This window comes from Rhodococcus sp. 5G237, from assembly GCF_053764735.1.
On sequence record NZ_JBSNCD010000001.1, the window covers coordinates 550175 to 569469 of the forward strand.

Annotated in this window: 20 protein-coding genes; 9 read left to right on the forward strand and 11 right to left on the reverse strand. The window is 70.4% G+C overall.

Annotated features, from left to right (window positions below; genetic code table 11):
* Positions 1-42: 42 nt before the first annotated feature.
* Together ACWPOC_RS02580 and ACWPOC_RS02585 are read right to left on the reverse strand one after the other, a co-directional pair.
* The gene (locus ACWPOC_RS02580) at positions 43-1470 is read right to left on the reverse strand and encodes a DHA2 family efflux MFS transporter permease subunit (protein WP_455407949.1); all 1428 of its coding nucleotides are present in this window, start codon (positions 1468-1470) and stop codon (positions 43-45) included.
* Positions 1467-2240 (reverse strand): DUF427 domain-containing protein, encoded by a 774-nt coding sequence (locus ACWPOC_RS02585; protein WP_455407950.1) that lies wholly within the window; start codon positions 2238-2240, stop codon positions 1467-1469. Before ACWPOC_RS02585 ends, ACWPOC_RS02580 begins: the two co-directional genes overlap by 4 nt.
* 177 nt (positions 2241-2417) lie before the next feature.
* Between ACWPOC_RS02585 and ACWPOC_RS02590 the strand changes: the two genes are divergently transcribed.
* From ACWPOC_RS02590 to ACWPOC_RS02620, 7 genes are all read left to right on the forward strand, one after another.
* Positions 2418-2549 (forward strand): hypothetical protein, encoded by a 132-nt coding sequence (locus tag ACWPOC_RS02590; RefSeq protein ID WP_277370688.1) that lies wholly within the window; start codon positions 2418-2420, stop codon positions 2547-2549.
* Positions 2546-4165 (forward strand): phytoene desaturase family protein, encoded by a 1620-nt coding sequence (gene crtI, locus ACWPOC_RS02595; RefSeq protein WP_455407951.1) that lies wholly within the window; start codon positions 2546-2548, stop codon positions 4163-4165. Before ACWPOC_RS02590 ends, crtI begins: the two co-directional genes overlap by 4 nt.
* Complete coding sequence (locus tag ACWPOC_RS02600; RefSeq protein WP_159417043.1) at positions 4158-5126, forward strand: phytoene/squalene synthase family protein; 969 nt, start codon at positions 4158-4160, stop codon at positions 5124-5126. The genes crtI and ACWPOC_RS02600 overlap by 8 nt, the downstream gene beginning before the upstream one ends.
* A 52-nt stretch (positions 5127-5178) precedes the next feature.
* Positions 5179-5763, forward strand: coding sequence for an isopentenyl-diphosphate Delta-isomerase (gene idi, locus ACWPOC_RS02605; protein ID WP_120281020.1), 585 nt, complete (start codon positions 5179-5181; stop codon positions 5761-5763).
* A gap of 37 nt (positions 5764-5800) precedes the next feature.
* On the forward strand, positions 5801-6553 hold the full coding sequence (locus tag ACWPOC_RS02610) for an ABC transporter permease (RefSeq protein WP_277370692.1): 753 nt from the start codon (positions 5801-5803) through the stop codon (positions 6551-6553).
* A 72-nt stretch (positions 6554-6625) separates the two neighbouring features.
* Positions 6626-9808, forward strand: coding sequence for a carboxyl transferase domain-containing protein (locus ACWPOC_RS02615; RefSeq protein ID WP_455407952.1), 3183 nt, complete (start codon positions 6626-6628; stop codon positions 9806-9808).
* 19 nt (positions 9809-9827) lie between these two features.
* The gene (locus ACWPOC_RS02620; protein ID WP_120281023.1) at positions 9828-10466 is read left to right on the forward strand and encodes a UdgX family uracil-DNA binding protein; all 639 of its coding nucleotides are present in this window, start codon (positions 9828-9830) and stop codon (positions 10464-10466) included.
* A gap of 4 nt (positions 10467-10470) precedes the next feature.
* Here the strand turns inward: ACWPOC_RS02620 and ACWPOC_RS02625 are convergent, their stop codons facing one another.
* The 5 genes from ACWPOC_RS02625 to ACWPOC_RS02645 are packed head-to-tail and all read right to left on the reverse strand — an operon-like array spanning position 10471 to position 13862.
* Complete coding sequence (locus ACWPOC_RS02625) at positions 10471-11409, reverse strand: CopD family protein (protein WP_120281024.1); 939 nt, start codon at positions 11407-11409, stop codon at positions 10471-10473.
* A gap of 5 nt (positions 11410-11414) precedes the next feature.
* Positions 11415-11948 (reverse strand): copper resistance CopC family protein, encoded by a 534-nt coding sequence (locus tag ACWPOC_RS02630; protein WP_455407953.1) that lies wholly within the window; start codon positions 11946-11948, stop codon positions 11415-11417.
* Entirely contained in the window at positions 11945-12619 is a 675-nt protein-coding gene (locus tag ACWPOC_RS02635) for a YcnI family protein (RefSeq protein ID WP_120281025.1), read from the reverse strand. Before ACWPOC_RS02635 ends, ACWPOC_RS02630 begins: the two co-directional genes overlap by 4 nt.
* A 33-nt stretch (positions 12620-12652) precedes the next feature.
* Complete coding sequence (locus tag ACWPOC_RS02640) at positions 12653-13144, reverse strand: hypothetical protein (RefSeq protein WP_120281026.1); 492 nt, start codon at positions 13142-13144, stop codon at positions 12653-12655.
* A gap of 34 nt (positions 13145-13178) precedes the next feature.
* Positions 13179-13862: a DUF6474 family protein gene (locus ACWPOC_RS02645; RefSeq protein ID WP_106200837.1), complete on the reverse strand. Its 684-nt coding sequence runs from the start codon at positions 13860-13862 to the stop codon at positions 13179-13181.
* A gap of 149 nt (positions 13863-14011) precedes the next feature.
* On the opposite strand from ACWPOC_RS02645, the gene ACWPOC_RS02650 reads away from it, so the two are divergent.
* Positions 14012-15589, forward strand: a complete 1578-nt coding sequence (locus tag ACWPOC_RS02650) for a TM0106 family RecB-like putative nuclease (protein WP_120281027.1) — start codon at positions 14012-14014, stop codon at positions 15587-15589.
* 15 nt (positions 15590-15604) lie between these two features.
* On the forward strand, positions 15605-15808 hold the full coding sequence (locus tag ACWPOC_RS02655) for a hypothetical protein (RefSeq protein WP_455407954.1): 204 nt from the start codon (positions 15605-15607) through the stop codon (positions 15806-15808).
* Here the strand turns inward: ACWPOC_RS02655 and ACWPOC_RS02660 are convergent.
* The 4 genes from ACWPOC_RS02660 to ACWPOC_RS02675 all read right to left on the reverse strand — a co-directional run bounded on the left by ACWPOC_RS02660 (position 15792) and on the right by ACWPOC_RS02675 (position 19232).
* Positions 15792-16601, reverse strand: coding sequence for an alpha/beta hydrolase (locus ACWPOC_RS02660; protein ID WP_455407955.1), 810 nt, complete (start codon positions 16599-16601; stop codon positions 15792-15794). The two genes, ACWPOC_RS02655 and ACWPOC_RS02660, sit on opposite strands and share 17 nt — an antisense overlap.
* 71 nt (positions 16602-16672) lie before the next feature.
* Positions 16673-17440: an SDR family NAD(P)-dependent oxidoreductase gene (locus ACWPOC_RS02665; RefSeq protein WP_120281029.1), complete on the reverse strand. Its 768-nt coding sequence runs from the start codon at positions 17438-17440 to the stop codon at positions 16673-16675.
* A 44-nt stretch (positions 17441-17484) separates the two neighbouring features.
* Positions 17485-18732: an MFS transporter gene (locus ACWPOC_RS02670; protein WP_174246956.1), complete on the reverse strand. Its 1248-nt coding sequence runs from the start codon at positions 18730-18732 to the stop codon at positions 17485-17487.
* Positions 18729-19232: a MarR family winged helix-turn-helix transcriptional regulator gene (locus ACWPOC_RS02675; RefSeq protein ID WP_174246955.1), complete on the reverse strand. Its 504-nt coding sequence runs from the start codon at positions 19230-19232 to the stop codon at positions 18729-18731. Before ACWPOC_RS02675 ends, ACWPOC_RS02670 begins: the two co-directional genes overlap by 4 nt.
* Positions 19233-19295: the final 63 nt, after the last annotated feature.

Here is a 19295-nt window from a genome sequence, read left to right on the forward strand (position 1 = left end):
CGTATATGAAAATGTAGATATTCGATATTGAGAGTGTAATTCTCACCGACGCTGGCGCTCGTCGGCGGGCCGGATCTCCGCCTCGCGGAACCGGGAGACCGCCACCAGCCCCACCACGAGGAAGACCACCGGGAGCAGCACCGCATTGCCCATCGCGGCACCGAACCCGAGCGTCCCCTCACCCATCTGCATCACCGCGCCGAGGGCCGCCGCACCGAGCACCGCGCCGACCTGCCGGGCGGTGTTGTACACACCCGATCCGGCCCCGACGAGGTCACCGGGCAGGTCGCGCAACGCGATCGTCGAGTTCGGAGCCCAGCACAACGAGTTCGCGAAACCGAGCAACACGATCGGGATCAGGAGCCAGCCGACGGTCGCCTCGAGATGCATCGCCACACCGAACGACAGCATCGCCGCGATCATCGCGGAGAAACCGATCCGGGAGATCCGGCCCGGCGCGACCCGATCGGTGACCCGTCCGATCAACGGCGCCATGATCACCGAGATCACACCCATCGGCACCAGCATCAGACCCGCGACCTGCGCGGACAGTCCCTGTCCCACCTGCAGGTAGAGCATGATCGGCAGGTTCACGGCGTAGACCGTGAAACCCAGCGTCGCCACGGCGGTCACTCCGAGGGTGAAGTTGCGGCGGGTGAACAACCCGAGCGGGGCCAGCGCCTCGGTGCCGCGGGCCGCCGCGGTCCGCTGCAGTCGCACGAACATTCCGAACGCCACGATCCCGACCGCGAGGACGACCCACACCCACACCGTCCAGCCGACCTCGGGGCCCTGCTGCAGGGAGAAGATCACGCCGGTGACCGCGACCAGCGAGACGACGGCGCTCAGCACGTCGATGCGACGCGCACCGGTCGGCAACTTCGGTACGTACCGCGCGACCATCACCAGAGAGATCAGGCCCAGCGGGATGTAGACGAAGAAGACCCACCGCCACCCGCCGGTACCGACGAGCACCCCACCGAGGACGGGCCCGAACAGACCCGCCGAACTCGCCACAGCGCTCCATACACCGGTGGCCGCGCCCCGCCGGTCGTGCGCGAAGATCCGGTGGATGATGCTCAGCGGCTGCGGGTTGATGAGCGACCCGCCGAGCCCCTGCACCGCACGCAGGGCGATCAGCCACTCGATCGTCGGCGCCATCGAGCACGCGAAGGCCGCGGCCGTGAAGATCGCCATGCCCACCAGGTAGACGTTGCGCTGACCGAAGCGGTCACCGAGACGACCGGTGACCAGCAGCGGCACCGCGAAGGTCAGCAGATAGGCCGCCGACACCCACACCACCTGGTTGATGCTCGCGTCCAGATCCTCGCGGATGCGCGGCAGCGACACCGCGACGAGCGACTGGTCGAGCAGGGTGATGAACAGACCCACGCACAGGGCCGACAGCGCACGCCAGGCCCGCGGCTCGGGGATCGGGGCAGCGCTGCGTCCCGCAGCCGACGCACTCACTCCTCGACCGTGATCTCCGCGGCGTCGTCGTAGAAGCACACGTATGCCTCGATGGGTTCCATGCCGGGGAACGGCTCGGGATACGACCATGCGACGTTCTCGGCCGGCGGTGTGCCGGAGAACGACCAGTACCGGGCGACGCCCTTGTAGGGGCAGCTCGTCCGCCACTCGGATTCCTCGAGCACCGAGAAGTCGACGTCCTCAGGCGGCAGGTAGTAGCGGGTCGGCAGGCCGGTCTCGAACACGAGCACGGGGTTGCGGGTCTCGGCGACCACGACGTCGCCGATGCTCACCCGCACGTGCCGGGAGCTGCGCAGGGCGTCGACGCGGTGATAGGGATCGCGCGGATGGGTGAACACTTCGGTCTCCTCCTCGAACCACCGTTCGCCCTCGTCGACGTCGTCGCCCGGACCGGTCTCGCCCCACCGGAACCACTGGAAGACGAGACGGTCGTCGAGCCCGTCGACGTCGAGCTGGCAGACCGGTGAATAGGCCCGATGGTCGCCGACGACGATGTCGTACCACTGCCAGACGTCCTGCCGGGAGCGGCTCGGCGACAGGGACGCCGAGATCAGGTCGAGCCGGACGTCCTCGCGGGGGAAGGCATAGAACGGGACGGGCTTGCCGGGCGCCCACACCAGCACGGCCCGGGTGCTGTCGACGACCGTCCGGCCGAACCACTCACCTCTGATCCGGCGATCGACGGGTTCGTAGAGGTAGTCGTCGGTCTCCGACGGCCGTCGGAGCACAGCGGTCTTGCGGGCAGCCATACCTCGACCGTATCGCGCCCGTCCAGGGACGGGACGAATCCGCAGACCCGACCCATCCGCGCGACGACCGGCTCCGAATACGGGGAGAGACGGCGTGAGGGCCGTCACCCGAACCGACCGACACGAACCACTACGCACGCCCACGCGGCTCAGGCGACGACCAGAGGAACACCGATCATGCCCAACTACGAAACCCGGCAGAACGAGAATCGGCACCCGCACCCGTCCGTGGGTTTCCTCCAGCTGTTCATGGAAGCGCGCACGCGCACCGAGCAGACGACCCCGCGCGCGCAGGGAGGCAAGGCGTGAGGTCCGTCGGCGGCCCCGTCGAGTCCGTCGTCGTGGTGGGTGCGGGCCTCGCGGGACTGTCCGCGGCGCTCCACCTCACCGGTGCCGGCAAGCGCGTCACCGTCCTCGAACGCGAGAACACGGTCGGTGGTCGCGTGGGTACGTACCCGGTCTTCGAGGACGGGCGGCATCTCTACGACATCGACAACGGCGCCAGTGTGCTCACGATGCCGAACCTCATCGCCGACGCGCTCGCGGCCGTCGGGGAATCCTTCGACTCGACCACCCCGGCGCTCGACCTCACCCCGCTCGCCCCCGGCTACCACGCGCGCTTCGCCGACGGCACCGCACTGAACGTGTACTCCGATCCGGACGAGATGACCGCCGAGATCGCGCGCGTGTGCGGTTCCGAGGAGGCCGGCGGATACCGGCGGCTGCGCCGCTGGCTCGCATCGATCTTCGACGCCGAGTTCGACCGCTACATCGACTCCAACTTCGATTCGCCGCTCGACCTCGTGTCGACACCCGCGGCGCTGCGCGACACCGCCAACCTCGTCCGGCTCGGCGGCTTCGGCCGGCTCGGATCGCGCGTCGGGTCGTTCATCCGGGACGACCGGCTCCGGCGAATCTTCACCTTCCAGGCCCTGTACGCGGGCACCGCACCGTCGACAGCCCTGGCGGTCTACGGCGCCATCGCCCACATGGACACCTCGCTCGGCGTCTACTTCCCGAAGGGCGGCATGTCCACCATCGCCGCCGCGATGGTCGACGCGCTCGTCCGGGGCGGCGGCACCGTGCACACCGGGGTCGAGGTGTCGGAACTCCGCGTCGACGGCGGCCGCGCGAAGAGCGTGCGTTCCGCGGACGGCCGGGAGTTCGCCGCCGACGCCGTCGTCCTCACCGTGGACCTGCCCGTGGTCGACGACCTGCTGCTGCGCGCCGGGGTCCCGCCGCGCCGCCGCGCCCGCAGCGCCACCGTCGCGTCGCCCTCGGCCGTCGTCTTCCACGGCACGGTGCCCACCGACGTGACGCAGGCCTGGCCGGAATCCCACCACACCATCGATTTCGGTGAGGAGTGGGCGGAGACCTTCGCGCGGATCACCGCGCCGCGCGGCCGCGGCCGGTTGATGGCCGATCCGTCCCTGCTCGTCACGCGACCTGCCGTGACCGATCCGTCCCTGCGGATCGTGCGCGGCGGTGTCGAGTGCGAACCGGTCTCGGTGCTGGCTCCGTGCCCGAATCTCGCTGCCGCACCCCTCGATTGGGGGCGCCTCGGCAAGCCGTACATGCGGGAGATCCAGCAGGTCCTCGAGCGGCGCGGCTATCGGGGATTCGCGAGTTCCATGTGGGTCGACCACCTCGACACCCCGCAGACCTGGGCCGACAAGGGCATGCTCGACGGCAGCCCCTTCTCGGCGGCACACCTGTTCCGGCAGACCGGGCCCTTCCGCCGCCCCAACCTCGTGCACGGCGTCGACAATCTCGTCCTCGCCGGGTCGGGCACCACGCCGGGTGTCGGCGTCCCGACCGTGCTCATCTCCGGACGTCTTGCCGCAGAACGTATCTCCGGTGGTGTGACTGCCGGATCCACGACGATGTCGATTCCGATGGAAGCAGGTGCGGTTGCTCATGCGTGAACTCGACGGGATCGATCCCGATCTGCACGAGGCGTATCAGCTGTGCCGTGAGCTCAACCGGCGACACGGCAAGACCTACTTCCTCGCGACCCGCATCTTCCCGGCGTCCAAACGGGCCGGGGTGCACGCCCTCTATGGTTTCGCGCGGATGGTCGACGACATCGTCGACGTGAAACCGGTCGACGCGGCACCTGTTCTCGACGCGCTCGAACGCCGTCTGTCCGACGCGCTCAGGGGCAGGCCGCCGACCTACGACGAATTCGGTCTCGTGCTGCGGGCCCTCGTCGACACCACGCAGCGGTACGACATCCCGCACGAGTACTACTACGCCTTCCTGCGGTCGATGCGGATGGACATCCCCGGCACCGAACTGTTCCGGTCGCGGTACCGCACGATGGACGAACTGTCGGAGTACATGTACGGCTCGGCCGCCGTCATCGGGCTGCAGATGCTGCCCATCCTCGGCATCGAGGCCGAACGCGAACGGGCCGAGGCCCCCGCCGCCGCGCTCGGTGAGGCCTTCCAGCTCACCAACTTCATCCGCGACATGGGTGAGGACCTCGACCGCGACCGCATCTACCTGCCCACCGACATCCTCGCCGCCTTCGACGTGGACGAGGACCTGCTGTGGCACTGCCGCCGGACCGGGCAGCGCGACATACGGCTCGAACGCGCCCTCGCGCACCTGATCGCGCACACCCGCTCGCTCTACCGTGTGGCCGAACCGGGCATCGACCTCCTCGACCCCACGGTGCGCCCCGCGATGCGGACCGCCTTCGTCCTCTACGGCGACATCCTGCGGGCGGTGGAGGAGAGCGGATACCGGGTACTCCACCAGCGCGCACGCGTGTCGCGGCGCCGGCGCCTGTCGGTGGCGGCACCGCGGTTGGCCTCGGCCGGTTGGACCACGCTGCGTTCACGGTCGAGACTGGGGACGCCCACCGCGCCGCTCGGCCGGTGAGGCCCGCCCGGCCGAGCCGGCATTCGGACACGAATACAGAACAGGACAACACATGGAACAGGTCGTGCTGCTCGACGACGCAGGCCGCGCGGTCGGGATCGAACCGAAGGCCACGGTGCACACCACCGACACCCCGCTGCACCTCGCCTTCTCGTCGTACGTCTTCGACCCCCACGGCAACGTTCTGCTCACCCGGCGCGCCCTGGACAAGTCGACCTTCCCCGGCGTCCTGACGAACAGCTGCTGCGGTCATCCGGCACCCGACGAACCGCTCACCGAGGCCGTGCGCCGCCGGCTACGTCAGGAACTCGGGCTCGACGTGCACGACATCGAGGTCGTCCTGCCGTCCTTCCGCTACCGCGCGGTGATGGACAACGGCATCGTCGAGAACGAGATCTGCCCCGTCTTCCGCGTGCTCTACGACGGGCCGGCGCCCACTCCCGAGCCGTCGGAAGTGCACGACACCGAATGGGTCGACTGGACGGAGTTCTCCGAGGACGTCGTCGAGGGACGCCGTGAAGTCTCGGTGTGGTGCCGCGAACAGGTGGGGCAGCTCCGCACGCTCGGCCCCGATCCGCTGCACTGGCCGGTGGCGTCCACCGCGGATCTGCCGCACGCCGCGCCCGAGCGCCGATAGGGCCTCACCCGGCGACCGGGGCATTAACGTCGACCCTGTGATCGACCCGACCGTCCTGATCCGCACGATCATCGGCATCCTCGCTCTCGCCGTGATCTCGACGGCGGTGCTGTGGGCGTTCCGGGTCCCGCACCGATTCGCGCCCGTCGGTGCCATCGCCCGCGGCGCGGTGCAACTCGCGCTCATCAGCGTCGTGCTCTCCGGCGTCATCACCGACGCCCGGTGGGTCGCGGTGGTGCTCGTCGTGATGTTCACCGTCGCGTGGTGGACGGCCTGCCGGCGGATCGGGAACGAGGCCGTCGTGCGCGGGGCGACGGCCGTCGCGATGTCGACCGGCGTACTCGTCGCGGCGGGCATCGTCTTCGCGACCGGCGCGGTGGAGGCCACCCCGCGCTACGCGCTCGCGCTCGGCGGCATCATCATCGGCAACACCATGACCGTCGCGGCCCTCGCCGGTCGCCGCTTCCACGAAACCGTCGACGACCACTGGCCCGAGGTGGAGGGTTGGCTCGCACTCGGCGCGACCATGCGGCAGGCGACACTCTCACCTGCACGCTTCGCCGTGCACGCGGCGATGATCCCGTCGACCGACCAGACGAAGACGACCGGTCTGGTGACTCTGCCCGGGGCGTTCGTCGGCGCGATCTTCGGCGGATTGTCGCCGGTGGAGGCCGGACGGTTCCAGGTGGTCGTGCTCGCCGCGATCATGGCGACGGCCTCGATCACGTCCGTGCTGATGGCGCTCGGTCTCGGCCGCGCCCTGCGTCACCGTCCCGTGGTCGTTGCGTGAGACGGCGGTCTGCGGTGCGGGTGCCGGCCGGAGTAGGAGTGGATACAACCGCTGCCGAGGGAAGGATCGTCGATGCTGCTCGTAGCCAACCGGGGTGAGATCGCGTTGCGTGTCGTCCGCACGGCCGCGGACCTCGGACTCGACACCGTCGCAGTCCACGCCGCGGACGACGCCGACGCTCCGCACGTCCGCGCCGCCACGCGAGCCGAGGCCCTGCCGGGGTCCGGTCCCTCGGTCTATCTCGACCCCGGGGTGATCGTCGGTGTCGCCCGGGCGACCGGGTGCACGCTGGTGCATCCCGGTTACGGTTTCCTCAGCGAGAACGCCGCCTTCGCGCAGGCCTGTGCGGACGCCGGGCTCACCTTCGTCGGGCCGTCCCCGGAAGCACTGCGCGTCCTCGGCGACAAGCGGGCCGCCCGCTCGGTGGCGGAGGAACTCGGCATCCCGGTGACCGCTGCCGTCGAGGCGACGGATCCGGAGTCCGTGCGGGCCTTCCTGCGCGACCATCCGGGCGGGATCGTCGTCAAGGCACTGTCGGGTGGTGGCGGTCGCGGCATGCGCGTGGTCCGCGATGCCGCCGATCTCGACGAGGCGCTCCGGCTCGCCGCCGCCGAAGCGCTCGCCGCTTTCGACGACGACCGGCTGTACGCCGAGGCGCTCGTCGAGCGTGCCCGGCACGTCGAGGTGCAGGTCGTGGCTGCCGAGTCGGGGTCGGGTACCCGCGCCGTCGCGTTGGGCGACCGCGACTGCAGCGTGCAGCGCCGACACCAGAAACTCGTGGAGGTCGCACCCGCGCCCGACCTGCCCGACGCCCTGCGGGAGGCGCTGCACGGCGCGGCCGTCCGGCTGATCGGGAACGTCGGATGCCACGGGCTGTCCACCGTCGAATTCCTCGTCCACGACGCCGGTTTCGTGTTTCTCGAGGTCAACCCCCGGATCCAGGTGGAACACACCGTCACCGAGGAGGTGACGGGCGTCGATCTCGTCGCGACCCAGCTCGCGATCGCTCGCGGGGCGGGATTCGACGAACTCGGCCTCCCCGCAGGAATCACGTTCGACGGCAACGGGATCGGCGGACATCCTGCGGTGGCGCAGGGCATCGCGGTGCAGGTGCGCGTCAACGCCGAGACATCGCGCGCCGACGGCATCGCCCTGCCCACCGCCGGGACGCTCACCGCGTTCACGCCTCCCACCGGACCGGGCATCCGCGTCGACACCCACGGCCGACCCGGCCTCGAGGTGACCGGACGTTACGACTCCCTGCTCGCCAAGGTCGTCGCGTACGTGCGCTCCGGCGACCGCGCGGCCGTGCTGCGCAAGGCGTCGACGGCACTCGGCGAGTTCGTCGTCGACGGTATCGGCACCAACCGCGATCTCCTGCAGAAGATCCTGGACGACAAGGAGTTCCGGTCCGGCAACGTCCATACCACGTGGCTGGGGGAGCGGCTCGCGGATTTCGTCGACACCGCCACGACCGCGCCGGTGGAGTACACGGATCTGCGCGCCGACGAACACGCGGTGCACGCCGAGATGGTCGGCACGGTCGTGGAGATCGCCCGCGCAGGCGATACCCTTCCGGCCGGTGCGCCGCTCGCCGTGCTCGACGCGATGAAGATGCAGCACGAGATCCGGGCACCGGGCAGCGCCGTGGTCGAACGCGTGCTCGTCGAGCCGGGCCGCACCGTCGACCCGGGCACCGTGCTCGCGGTGGTCCGCGTGCTCGACGCGGACACCGCGACGGACGACATCGCCGCGGTCGACCTCGACGCCGACCGTGCCGACCTCGACGAGATCCGCCGCAGGCACGAGATCACCACCGACGCGGCGCGGCCCGAGGTCGTGGCGAAGCGGCACGGGCGGGGCCGGCGCACTGCGCGCGAGAACATCGCCGACCTCGTCGACGGCGGCAGCTTCGTCGAATACGGGCCGCTCGTCCTCGCCGCGCAGCGCGGTCGCCGCAGCGAGGAGGACCTGATCGCGAACACCCCCGCGGACGGACTCGTCGGCGGCACCGCCCGGATCGGAGGGGCCGAGGTGGTCGTGATGTCCTACGACTACACCGTCCTCGCAGGTACCCAGGGCCGTAACAACCACCGCAAGACCGATCGGCTGCTCGAACTCGCCGCCCGGCGGCGGGTGCCGCTCGTGCTGTTCGCCGAGGGTGGTGGCGGGCGACCCGGGGACGTCGACGCCGGTTCCGGTGCGGGCCTCGACCTGCCCACCTTCCGCTCGATGGCGTCGCTGCGCGGACGCGTGCCCACCGTCGCGGTCGTCTCCGGCCGCTGCTTCGCGGGCAACGCCGCGCTCGCCGGGGTGTGCGACGTGCTCATCGCGACCCCCGACGCCAACATCGGCATGGGCGGCCCCGCGATGATCGAGGGCGGAGGACTCGGCGTGCATCGCCCCGAGGACATCGGGCCGATCGACGTGCAACGCCGCAACGGCGTCGTGCACGTCGCAGCGCGCGACGAGGCACACGCCGTGGACGTCGCCCGGCGATATCTCGCCTACTTCACCGCGCCGCACGAGGACCGGCAGGCACTCGACCCGCGTCTCGCGCGACATGTGGTGCCGGAGAACCGGCTCCGCGCCTACGACGTGCGGTCGGCGATCGACGCGATCGCGGACCTCGGATCGGTGCTCGAACTGCGCCCGGACTACGGCGTCGGCATCGTCACCGCTCTGATGCGCGTCGAGGGCGCCTCCTACGGTGTGCTCGCCAACAGCAGCGCCCACCTCGGCGGGGCGATCGACGCCGAAGCCGCCGACAAGGCCGCGGACTTCCTGGAACTGTGCGAATCACACCGGCTTCCCGTGGTGAGTCTGTGCGACACACCGGGATTCATGGTCGGACCGGAATCGGAGAAGGACGCCACCGTGCGCCGCTTCGGACGTTTCTTCGTCGCCGGCGCACGCCTGACCGTCCCGTTCGGCATGATCATCCTCCGCAAGGGCTACGGCCTCGGCGCAATGGCGATGGCCGGCGGATCCTTCCACGCACCCGAATTCACCGTCGCGTGGCCGACGGGGGAGATCGGCGGAATGGGACTCGAAGGGGCCGTGCGTCTCGGATTCCGCAAGGAACTCGACGCCGCAGAGACACCCCGGGAGCGCGAGGAACTGTTCGACCGGCTCGTCGCCCTCGCCTACCAGCAGGGCAAGGCCCTGCAGGCGGCGACGAGCTTCGAACTCGACGACGTCATCGACCCCGCCGACAGCCGCGCCTGGATCGCGCGACTGGTGCAACCGCGGTGAAGCCGGGTATGCGACAGCCATGGTGACCTATTCCGGCGCGCAGGAGTACGTACCCGACAGCCGCGACCTCGCCGAACTCGCCGCCGCATCCGCGGGATGCCGGGGATGCGATCTCTACAAGGCGGCCGAGCGGACGGTCTTCGGGGCAGGGGTGCGCGACGCACGCATGCTGTTCGTCGGCGAACAACCGGGCAACGAGGAGGACCTCGCGGGAGAACCGTTCGTCGGGCCCGCGGGGCACTTGTTCGACAAGGCCCTCGAACGCGCGGGCATCGATCGCGGGGCGGTGTACGTGACCAACGCGGTCAAGCATTTCCGCTTCGACCGGTCCGCCAACGGCCGCAGACGCATCCACAAGAAACCGTCGGGTGGGCAGGTCGCGGCGTGCCGGCCGTGGCTCGAGGCCGAACTCGACGCCGTCCGCCCCGACGTGGTGGTGTGCCTCGGAGCCACGGCCGCGCAGTCGCTGCTCGGTAAGGACTTCAAGCTCACGCAGCACCGCGGGGAGGTCCTGCACCTGCCCGAGGAGCTGTGCGGGTCGTGCGATCCGGCGGTGGTCGTCACCGTGCACCCGTCGGCGGTGCTGCGGGCGAAATCGCAGCGCGACGACATGTTCCGCTCGTTCGTGCAGGACCTGGAACGCGCGGCGTCCTTGTGACGGCTCAGCCGGTGGTCGCGAGCCCTGCCGCGAGCCCGAGCGCCACCGACATCGCGCACACCTCGAGGACGGCGTTGCGCAGCGACTCCTCCTCCGGCAGGCGGTGCGCCGAGGCTGCGGGGAGCCAGTTGCGCCGCCAGTTCCACGCGAGCCCCAACAGCGCGCACAGCACGATCGCCTTCGCGAGCACGACGCGTCCGTAGCCCGTGCCCAGTAGCGCGGAGACCGAACCGAGCCGCACCGCCGCGTCGACCACCCCCGTGATCACCAACGCCACGACGCACCGAAGGGCCAGCTGCGAATAGCGCGGCAACAGTTCCGCCCATCCTCCGCGGCCCCGCACGGTGACGGCCAGCGCCACGAGCACCCCGAACCACACCGCGGCCGCGAGCACGTGCACGGCGTTGAGCAGCGATCCCAGCGGTTGCTGCGCCATGTGGCCGGTGACCGGGCGGGCGATCAACGCGAGTGCCGCGGCCACGAGCACCGGGAGGGTGGACCACCCCGCCGACCGGCGGTACGCCACCGCGGCGACGACGACGATCGCGGCGATGCACACCCATGCCGCCGCATCCACGCGGCCCGTGGTGGTGCCGACGAACTGCCCGAACCGCCCCACGTCCAGGTCCGCGGCGGGAACGTCGGCCGCGGTGGACGCGGCCCAGGCGAGGTCGACGCTCGCGAGCGCGAGCCAGACACCGCCGAGCGCGGCGATCGTCCGCCACAGCGTGTCGGAGGAGACCGCGGGACGGCGTTGCCGCTGCACCATGACCGCCAGGACGGCGAGCCCGAGCACGGTCGAGCCGACGCACAGCCCGATCGCCCGTACCGAACTCGAGGGGGCGGGCAGGGCGAGGGAACCGGCCACGGCGATGCCCGCGACGGTTCCGAAGGCAACGCCGGCAGCGGCCACGACGAGCCACTGCCGGCGTTCCGGGATCATGCCGGTCAGGCCTTCGGCTTGCGCAGCGCGAAAGCGAGACCTGCGGCGACCACGACGACACCTGCGACGACGAACCACCACACGGCAGGTCCGCTGCTGTCGCTCTCGCCCGACTCCGCGCCGGTCTCACCGGTCGCGGTGTCACCGGACGCCGCCTCGCCGGGCGTGCCGGTTCCCTCCTGGGTGAGCGTGAAGGTGCGGGTTCCGCTGACGGGATGCCCGTCGGCGGAGGTCACCCGGTAGGCGATCGTGTACTCGCCCACGGGGCCGAGACCGTCGAGTTCGACGGATGCGTTCGCACCCTCGATGATCGGGTCGCTCTTCGACCACAGGTTGCCGTCCGGCCCGACGACGGTCAGGGCCGCGAACTGCTCCTGCAGGTTCTCGTTGAGCGTCACGGTCACCCGATCGGGTGCCTCGGCGATCTGCTCGCCGTCCTCGGGCGAACTCGACAGCACCACCGAGTGGGCGGCCGCGGAACCGACGGACAGGGTCAGCGCCGCGATCAGCGCGGTGAGGAGAACGAGGATGCGCTTCATGCCCGCCGCCCCCGGATCACGGCGCCGAGACCGAGTGCGGCACCGAGCGCGCCGAGCACCAGACCGATACCGCCGAGCCAGCGCGCGGTGCTGTCGGTCGTCGTGCCCTCCGACGCCACAGCGGTCTGCCCGGTGTCGGTGACGTGCGCATCGCCACTGCCGCCGTGCCCGTCACCGCTGCTCGCCACGAGCGTCAGGCTGGGGGCGGGACGCTCGGGCTCCTCGTCGCCGGTCGTGATCTCGTCCCACGCCACGACCTCGCCGTCGCTGTAGGTCTGGATTGCGGGGAAGGCGACCTCGTCCTCCTCGGGCAGCGGCCCGACGGACAGGACGAACTGCTGGAACTGCCCCGGCCCGACCTGCACGTCCGGCTCGGCGGTCCACGTCACGGAGGTCGCGAGCTGCGACTCGGGATCCTTCTCGACGGTCGCCGTCCAGCCGGGCAGCGGCTCGGTGCGCGCCGAGCGCAGGCCCGGAAGCTCGACGGTGAGTGCCGTCGTGCCGGCGGTCTCGGACTCGGTGGGGACCCGGAAGGTCAGGACGGTGTAGCCGCCCTGCTCGGCTCCGGGTGCGACGACGGTGACGTGGGCCGAAGCGATGCCGGCGCCCGCGACCATCAGCGCAGCGGTTGCAGTCGCGCCCACGAGGGCGCGACGGGAGAACTCGAACATATGTGGTCTTTCTCGTGGTTGGAGGATCGATCGTCACAGCACAGCCGTGGCGAGCGGTGGTCCTCTCCGCGAGATGGCCGGGGGTGCACGTCCCCACACCAGTCGGCCGGTCGACGAGGTCGGGGCGAGCACGGCGGGTGCGGCGACCCGCGGCCCGCGCAGCAGCACGACCCGCAGCGCGGTGCCGCACGCCGCGTACACGTGGGCCGCGGCGCTGAGCAACACCGCGCACACCGCCACGGCCAGCGTGTGGGCGCCCAGCATGGACACCGACAGGTGCTCGTGGCCGGGCACCAGCACGGTGAGCGCGACGTGCGTGGCCGCCTGCCCACCGGCGAGCAGCACGAGCGGGGACAGCGACGGCTGGTGCGCGCCGAGGATCCCGACGATCGCCGCGACCGCGACCAGCAGTACCGCGACCGGTCCCGTCGGCACACCACCGCCGGCGGAGCCGTGGGCGGCCACCGCCAGCACCGCGGTGGCGATGCCCGCGGTGGTGCCGAGAACGGTCGGGTACCTGGTCACTGTCGGTCGTGCTCGTTCCTGATGTGCAGCCGTGTCAGCGCACGCCGAGGCGTGCGAGAAGATCCGCTTCGATGCCGTCGAGTTCCGACGAGATCGCCGCATGCGCCGACTTCCGGCGCGCGGCCGGCATCTGCTCGGCCGTCTGCACGGCGGCGGTCAGATCGGTGAGGCGTTCGCGGGTCGCCGTGGCGAACTTCTGCGTCTCCGCGTCCTTGGGGTTGCGCTGCTCGACCTTCGCGAGCGACTGCTCCGCACCCGCGATGCGGGCACTGAGCCGGGCACCGTGACCGGTGAACGAACCCAGTTCCTCGATCGGCACCCCGAGCTGCTGCGCGCGACGCGAGTCGAGCTGACCGCGCAGCGCCGTCACGGCCTGGTAGACGATCGGGACGAGCACCGGCGCGAGCAGACGCGCGACGCCGAGATAGCGGCGCACCTTCGCCGCGGTGAGGCCCTGATTCTCGGCGGCCTTCTTCTGTGCCTTGAGGGTCGCGATCTGTTCCTTCTCGACCTTGGCCTGCGACCTCGCGAGTTCCTGGTCGAGCTTGACCTGCGACTTCGCGAGCTTCTTGTCGATCTTCGCCTGGGCCTTCGCTGCCCGCCGGTCGTTCTCGAGCCGATTCTTCGCGACCAGCCTGGCCTCGAGCTTCGCCTTGGTCCTCAGCGCCTTCGCTTCCGCCCTGCGAGTCGCGCGACGCTTCCGTGTGAACAACCCCATCGAACAGCACCCTCCATTCGGTACGACACGACGCTCCGGCGCCCCGCGTCAGCCTAACGTGACGGTGCTGCTGCGAGCCGTCGCCTGTGCAGGGAATACCCTGGAATGTCGTGGACGCAACCGGAGAACTACCGCGGCCCCCACGCGGAGTGTCACAGCGCACAGCCGTCTCCCTCGAGGCCGCTGCGCTGACGAGGTGCCGCCACCGGGTCTATCTCGACGCCACCTTCCCCGACGAACTCGCAGGTGCACCCGAGAATCCGGGTGCGCGGCAACGCCAGGAGGCGGCGGCTGCGCATCGCGAGGCGATCCGCCAGAAGCTGTTCGACGCCGACCCGGACGGGTGGACGCTCGTCGCCCCCGAAGGACCGATGTCGCAGCGCGCCGAGCGCACACTCGACGCGTGCCGTGCGGGCGCCGACCGCATCTGGGGTGCGGTGCTGCCGAGCGAACCCGACACCGGACGCCGCGGTCGGTCGGAGATCCTGCTGCGCGACGCCGAACGCGGCGGCTACATCCCGGTGATCGTCGTCAACCACAAGGTCACCGATCCCGGACGTGGCGCGCTCACCACCGATCTGTTCGCGTGGGCACCCGCCGTCGACGAGACCCGCAAGGTGCGCAGTCAGGTGCGCGACCAGATGCGCCTCGCGCACCTGTACCGGATGCTCGAGCGTCACGGACTCGCGAGCCCCGCGAAGGTCGCCGGGGCGATCGGCTACGGCGGCGACTGCATCCTCGTGCACGATCTCGACCAGATCCTCGACGACTACGACGCCCGCCTGGCGGACCGTCTGGAGGTCGCGCGGGGTCTGGCTCCGACGGCGCCGTCGCAGATCGGCGAGTGCAAGACCTGCCCGTGGTGGGACCGCTGCCGCGCCGAACTCACCGTCACCCGGGATGTGTCGCTCGTCGCGCCGGGGCAGCGTGCCGTCGTGCTGCGCGAACTCGAGGTGCACACCATCGACGGTCTCGCCCGGTGGGAAGGGGAGGAACCCGAGGCGTGGCCGCAGGGTTCGTTCGAGGACGCGATCGTCACGGCGCGGGCGTGGATCGCCGGTGTGCCGCTCGTGCGTCGCTACCGGCACGTGCACGTCCACCGCGCCGACGTCGAGGTCGACATCGACATGGAGAGCTACCACGAGCACGGCGCCTATCTGTGGGGCACGCTCCTCAATTCGGGATCGTCCTCGGAGTACATCCCGTTCGCGACGTGGGAGCCCGTGCCGACCGACGACGAGGCACGCTCGTTCGCCGAGTTCTGGCGCTGGCTGTCGGACCAGCGGCGCACGGCCGAACGTCGCGGGAAGACCTTTGCGGCCTACTGCTATTCGCGGTCGGCGGAGGACAAGTGGTTGTTGTCGTCGGCGCGCCGGTTCCACGGCTTCCCGGGTGTGCCGGAACTCGCGGAGGTCAAGGCGTTCATCGGCTCGAACGAGTGGGTCGACATCTTCCAGGCCGTCACCGACCAGTTCGTGTGCCCGAACGGCAAGGGGCTCAAGAAGATCGCGCCGATCGCGGGGCATCACTGGCGCGACGCCGAGGCCGGGGGTGAGGCGTCGATGAGCTGGTACCGCGAGGCCGTGGGCATGGCGGGCGAGCCCGATCCGGCCCAGCGTGTGCGGTTGCTCGAGTACAACGAGGACGACGTGATCGCCACGAAGGTCCTGCGCGAGTGGATGAGTGATCGCGCGGTGCTGGACATCCCGTTCATCGAGGACCTGTAGCGCAGGTCGTGCCCCGTGCATGGTTCCGACGGCAAGCTGATGTCGGCACACGTGCCCCGGGGCGGCTCCGGACGCCGAGCTGCGCCGGCCGTCCCGATCCGCGACTCGTCGTCGTTCGTCGTCGGCGGCCTGTACCTGCACGGTTCGGCCGCGAAGATGCAACCCGATCCCGACCTGGTGAGATTCGACGGATCAGTGAGGTTCACAGGCCTGCTCTGAGCCGGATCAGGGCGTCCACCACAGGCGCGCCGAACATCGGTGGATCGTTGTGTTCGAGACCGCCGAGCTCGACCCGCTCGTGCAGCCGCCGGGCGGCATCGGCGACTGCCGCGCTCTGGGCGGGCGGGACGATGCTGTCGGCGGTGCCGTAGACGACCGTGATCGGCACGTCGATGCGGCCGACGAGTTCGGCGACGGGGAACTCGTCCTTCAGCGCTGCGGCGGGGACGAACGGATAGTGGTGCCGGGCCACGGCGGCGAGGTCGGTGAACGGCGAGCGCAGCAGCATCGCGGCGGGAGGTTCGTCGACGGCGAGCGCGGTGACCACGGCGCAACCGAGGCTCTCCCCGAAGTACAGCAGCCGGGTGGGGTCGACGTCGTCGCGCGAACGGAGATGCCCGAGCGCCGCGCGGGCGTCGGCGGCGAGACCCTCCTCGGTGGGGGAGCCGGGATTACCGCCGTACCCGCGGTAGTCGAACAGGAGCGTCGAGAAACCCGCCGCGGCGAGGTCGGCGGCGGTGTCGACGCGGCCGAGGCGGTTGCCGCCGTTACCGGGGGCGAGGAGGACGGTGAAGCCGGCTCCGGGTCCGTCGGGAGCGCGACCGGGCACGAACCAGGCGTCGAGCTCGAGACCGTCGGCGGTGGTGAGCACGACGTCCTCGGCGCCGGGCAGGACGGTCGCGGCGGACGGGGGAGTAGAGCTGTCGGGCAGGTAGATCAGGCGTCGTTGCAACGCCCAGCCGGCGACGCCGACGAGCGCGACGACGAGCACCACGGCGAGAACGATCCGCATGGGACCGGTCTAACGCACGTGCGCGTTCCCGGTGGCCGGAACCACCGGAAACGCGCACGGAAGGGACGTGATTACCGCGGCGCCATGCGCAGCGCACCGTCCATGCGGATGGTCTCGCCGTTGAGGTAGTCGTGCTCGACGATCATCTGCGCGAGCTGCGCGTACTCGGCAGGCTGGGCGAGCCGCGACGGGAACGGCACACCGGCCTCGAGGCCCTTGCGGTACTCCTCGGTGACACCGGCGAGCATCGGGGTGTCGACGATGCCGGGGGCGATGGTGTTGACGCGGATGCCGAACTGCGCGAGGTCGCGTGCGGCGGGGACGGTCATGCCGTGCACGCCACCCTTCGACGCGGAGTACGCGATCTGGCCGATCTGGCCCTCGAACGCCGCCACCGATGCGGTGTTGATGATGACGCCGCGCTGACCCGACTCGTCGACCGTCTCGGTCTTGGAGATCGCGTCGGCCGCGAGGCGCATGACGTTGAAGGTGCCGAGCAGGTTGACGGTGATGACCGTGCGGAACAGCTCGAGGTCGTGCGGGCCGTTCTTCGACAGGATGCGGCCGGCCCAGCCGACACCGGCGCAGTTGACGACGATGCGCAGCGGAACACCGGACTCGACGATGCGGTCGACGGCAGCCTGCACTTCGTCGCCGCTGGTCACATCGGTGGCGAGGAGCGTGACACCCGCGGGTGCGGCATCGCCGACGCGGTCGATGGACTGCTGCAGGTCGAGGCCGAAGACGGTCGCTCCGGCGTCGGCGAGGCGGCGTGCGGTTGCGGCGCCGAGACCGGATGCGGCACCGGTCACCAGTGCGGCGGATCCCTGAATCTCCACTGTTCGTATCTCCTGTCCCGTGTGAGTGTCGTTCGTCACGAACCCTAACCGGTGACGGCCGCGGGTTCCGCGGGGGTCGCGGTCCGGCGGCGCAGTGCGACGACTCCCATCGCCGCGGCTACGAGACACGCGACGGCACCGAGCAGCAGTCCGGCCCGACCACCCCACTGCTCGCACACCCATCCGGCGATGGGACCGCCGATGGCCGTGGAACCGAGGAAGGCGACCGACCACAGGGCCATCACCCGTCCGCGCATCGTCGGCGCGGAGGCGAGCTGCAGCGAACTGTTGGTGGTGGATGTGAACGTCACGCTCAGTGCACCGACGATCACCATGAGCACGATGAGCGTGGTCAGGTTCGGGGCCGCGGCGGCGACCGCCATGGCGATGCCGAACGCGAGGGAGGTGAGGATCAGCGGCCGGGTCCCGGTGCGGCCCCAGGTGGCGACGGCGAGCCCACCCACGACCGATCCCGCGCCCATCGCGGCGGTGAGGAAGCCGTAGGCCCCGGCACCGGCTGCGAAGGTGTGGTCGGCCAGGACCGGCAGGACCACCTGGAACTCGAAGGCCAGACATCCGACGAGCGCCATCATCAGCAGCGGGACGGCCAGGTCGGACGTGCGGCGGACGTAGGCGAAGCCCTCGCGCAGCTGTCCCTTGGCGCGGGCGGCGGCGGGGGAGCGCTGAAGCCGGGAGACGTCGAGTCGCAGCAGCGAGGTGACGACGGCGACGAAGCTCGCAGCATTGAGCAGGAAGCACACGCCGAGGCCGCCTGCGGCGATGACCAGGCCGGCGACGGCCGGGCCGATCATGCGCGAGCACGAGGCGAGGACCGACTGCAGGCTCACGGCGTTGCGCAGGTCCTCCGGGCCGACGAGTTCGAGCATGAACGACTGTCGCGCGGGGTTCTCGAAACACTGGTTGAGGCCGAGCGCGACCGCCAGGACGTAGACGTGCCACAGGGCGATGGTGTCGGTGACGACGAGCAGCCCCAGGATCAGGGCCTGCACACCCATGAGGGTCTGCAACCCGATCATGAGCCGGCGCTTGTCGGAGCGGTCGGCGACCACCCCGCCGTAGGGACCGAGCAGCAGCATCGGCACGGTCTGCAGCGCGAGCACGATGCCGATGGCGGTCGCGGAGCCGGTGAGCTGCAGGACGAGCCACGACTGCGCGACCGTCTGCATCCACGTGCCGATGAGCGAGACGGCCTGGCCGCTGATGTAGAGGCGGAAGTTGGGGCCGCGCAGGGCCGCGAAGGTCTGTCCTCTGAGGTCGGCGAGCATCGTCACGGGCGACCCCCCTCGGCGGAGGGGCGCGGTGAATCGGCGACGCGCTGCGAGAGTGCCTCGAGGGCGGGCAGTGCGTCGTGCAGAGCTTCGAGGTGCCGGTCGTTCAGTTCGGCGAGGTGACGGGCGAACAGGGCGGTGCGGCGGCCGCGCAGTTCTGCCGACAGTGCGGCACCGGCGGGAGTGATGTGGACGCGGACGACGCGCTTGTCGTCGGCGTCGGGGGACCGGGTGAGCAACCCGGCGTCTTCGAGTTTGCCCACCATGCGCGAACACATGGTGGGGTTGAGCCCTTCGATCTCCGCGAGTTCGCGGACTCCGATCGTCTCGTGGCGGGCGACGGTCGTGAGGAGAGTCGACTGCGAACGCGTCAGCCCTTCCTCCGAGGCGAACATGCCCATGCGGCGGGAGATCCGTCCGATCGCGATACGCAGACGGTGGACGTCTTCCGCGTCGAACGGAGGAGTTTCGGATCGAGGGGTGCTGTCCGTGAGTTCAGACATGGAACCACCTCCGAATTTATTTGCCTATCGGCAAGCATACTCCTGTCCGAAGCGGAAAGACAC

What these genes read in the sequence shown, in the direction of transcription:
- ACWPOC_RS02590 (WP_277370688.1), top strand. Translation starts at nt 2,418, where the DNA reads ATGCCCAACTACGAAACCCGGCAGAACGAGAATCGGCACCCGCACCCG.
- ACWPOC_RS02675 (WP_174246955.1), bottom strand. Translation starts at nt 19,232, where the DNA reads ATGTCTGAACTCACGGACAGCACCCCTCGATCCGAAACTCCTCCGTTC.
- ACWPOC_RS02615 (WP_455407952.1), top strand. Translation starts at nt 6,626, where the DNA reads ATGCTGCTCGTAGCCAACCGGGGTGAGATCGCGTTGCGTGTCGTCCGC.
- idi (WP_120281020.1), top strand. Translation starts at nt 5,179, where the DNA reads ATGGAACAGGTCGTGCTGCTCGACGACGCAGGCCGCGCGGTCGGGATC.
- ACWPOC_RS02585 (WP_455407950.1), bottom strand. Translation starts at nt 2,240, where the DNA reads ATGGCTGCCCGCAAGACCGCTGTGCTCCGACGGCCGTCGGAGACCGAC.
- ACWPOC_RS02620 (WP_120281023.1), top strand. Translation starts at nt 9,828, where the DNA reads ATGGTGACCTATTCCGGCGCGCAGGAGTACGTACCCGACAGCCGCGAC.
- ACWPOC_RS02635 (WP_120281025.1), bottom strand. Translation starts at nt 12,619, where the DNA reads ATGTTCGAGTTCTCCCGTCGCGCCCTCGTGGGCGCGACTGCAACCGCT.
- ACWPOC_RS02660 (WP_455407955.1), bottom strand. Translation starts at nt 16,601, where the DNA reads ATGCGGATCGTTCTCGCCGTGGTGCTCGTCGTCGCGCTCGTCGGCGTC.
- ACWPOC_RS02600 (WP_159417043.1), top strand. Translation starts at nt 4,158, where the DNA reads ATGCGTGAACTCGACGGGATCGATCCCGATCTGCACGAGGCGTATCAG.
- ACWPOC_RS02645 (WP_106200837.1), bottom strand. Translation starts at nt 13,862, where the DNA reads ATGGGGTTGTTCACACGGAAGCGTCGCGCGACTCGCAGGGCGGAAGCG.
- ACWPOC_RS02625 (WP_120281024.1), bottom strand. Translation starts at nt 11,409, where the DNA reads ATGATCCCGGAACGCCGGCAGTGGCTCGTCGTGGCCGCTGCCGGCGTT.
- ACWPOC_RS02630 (WP_455407953.1), bottom strand. Translation starts at nt 11,948, where the DNA reads ATGAAGCGCATCCTCGTTCTCCTCACCGCGCTGATCGCGGCGCTGACC.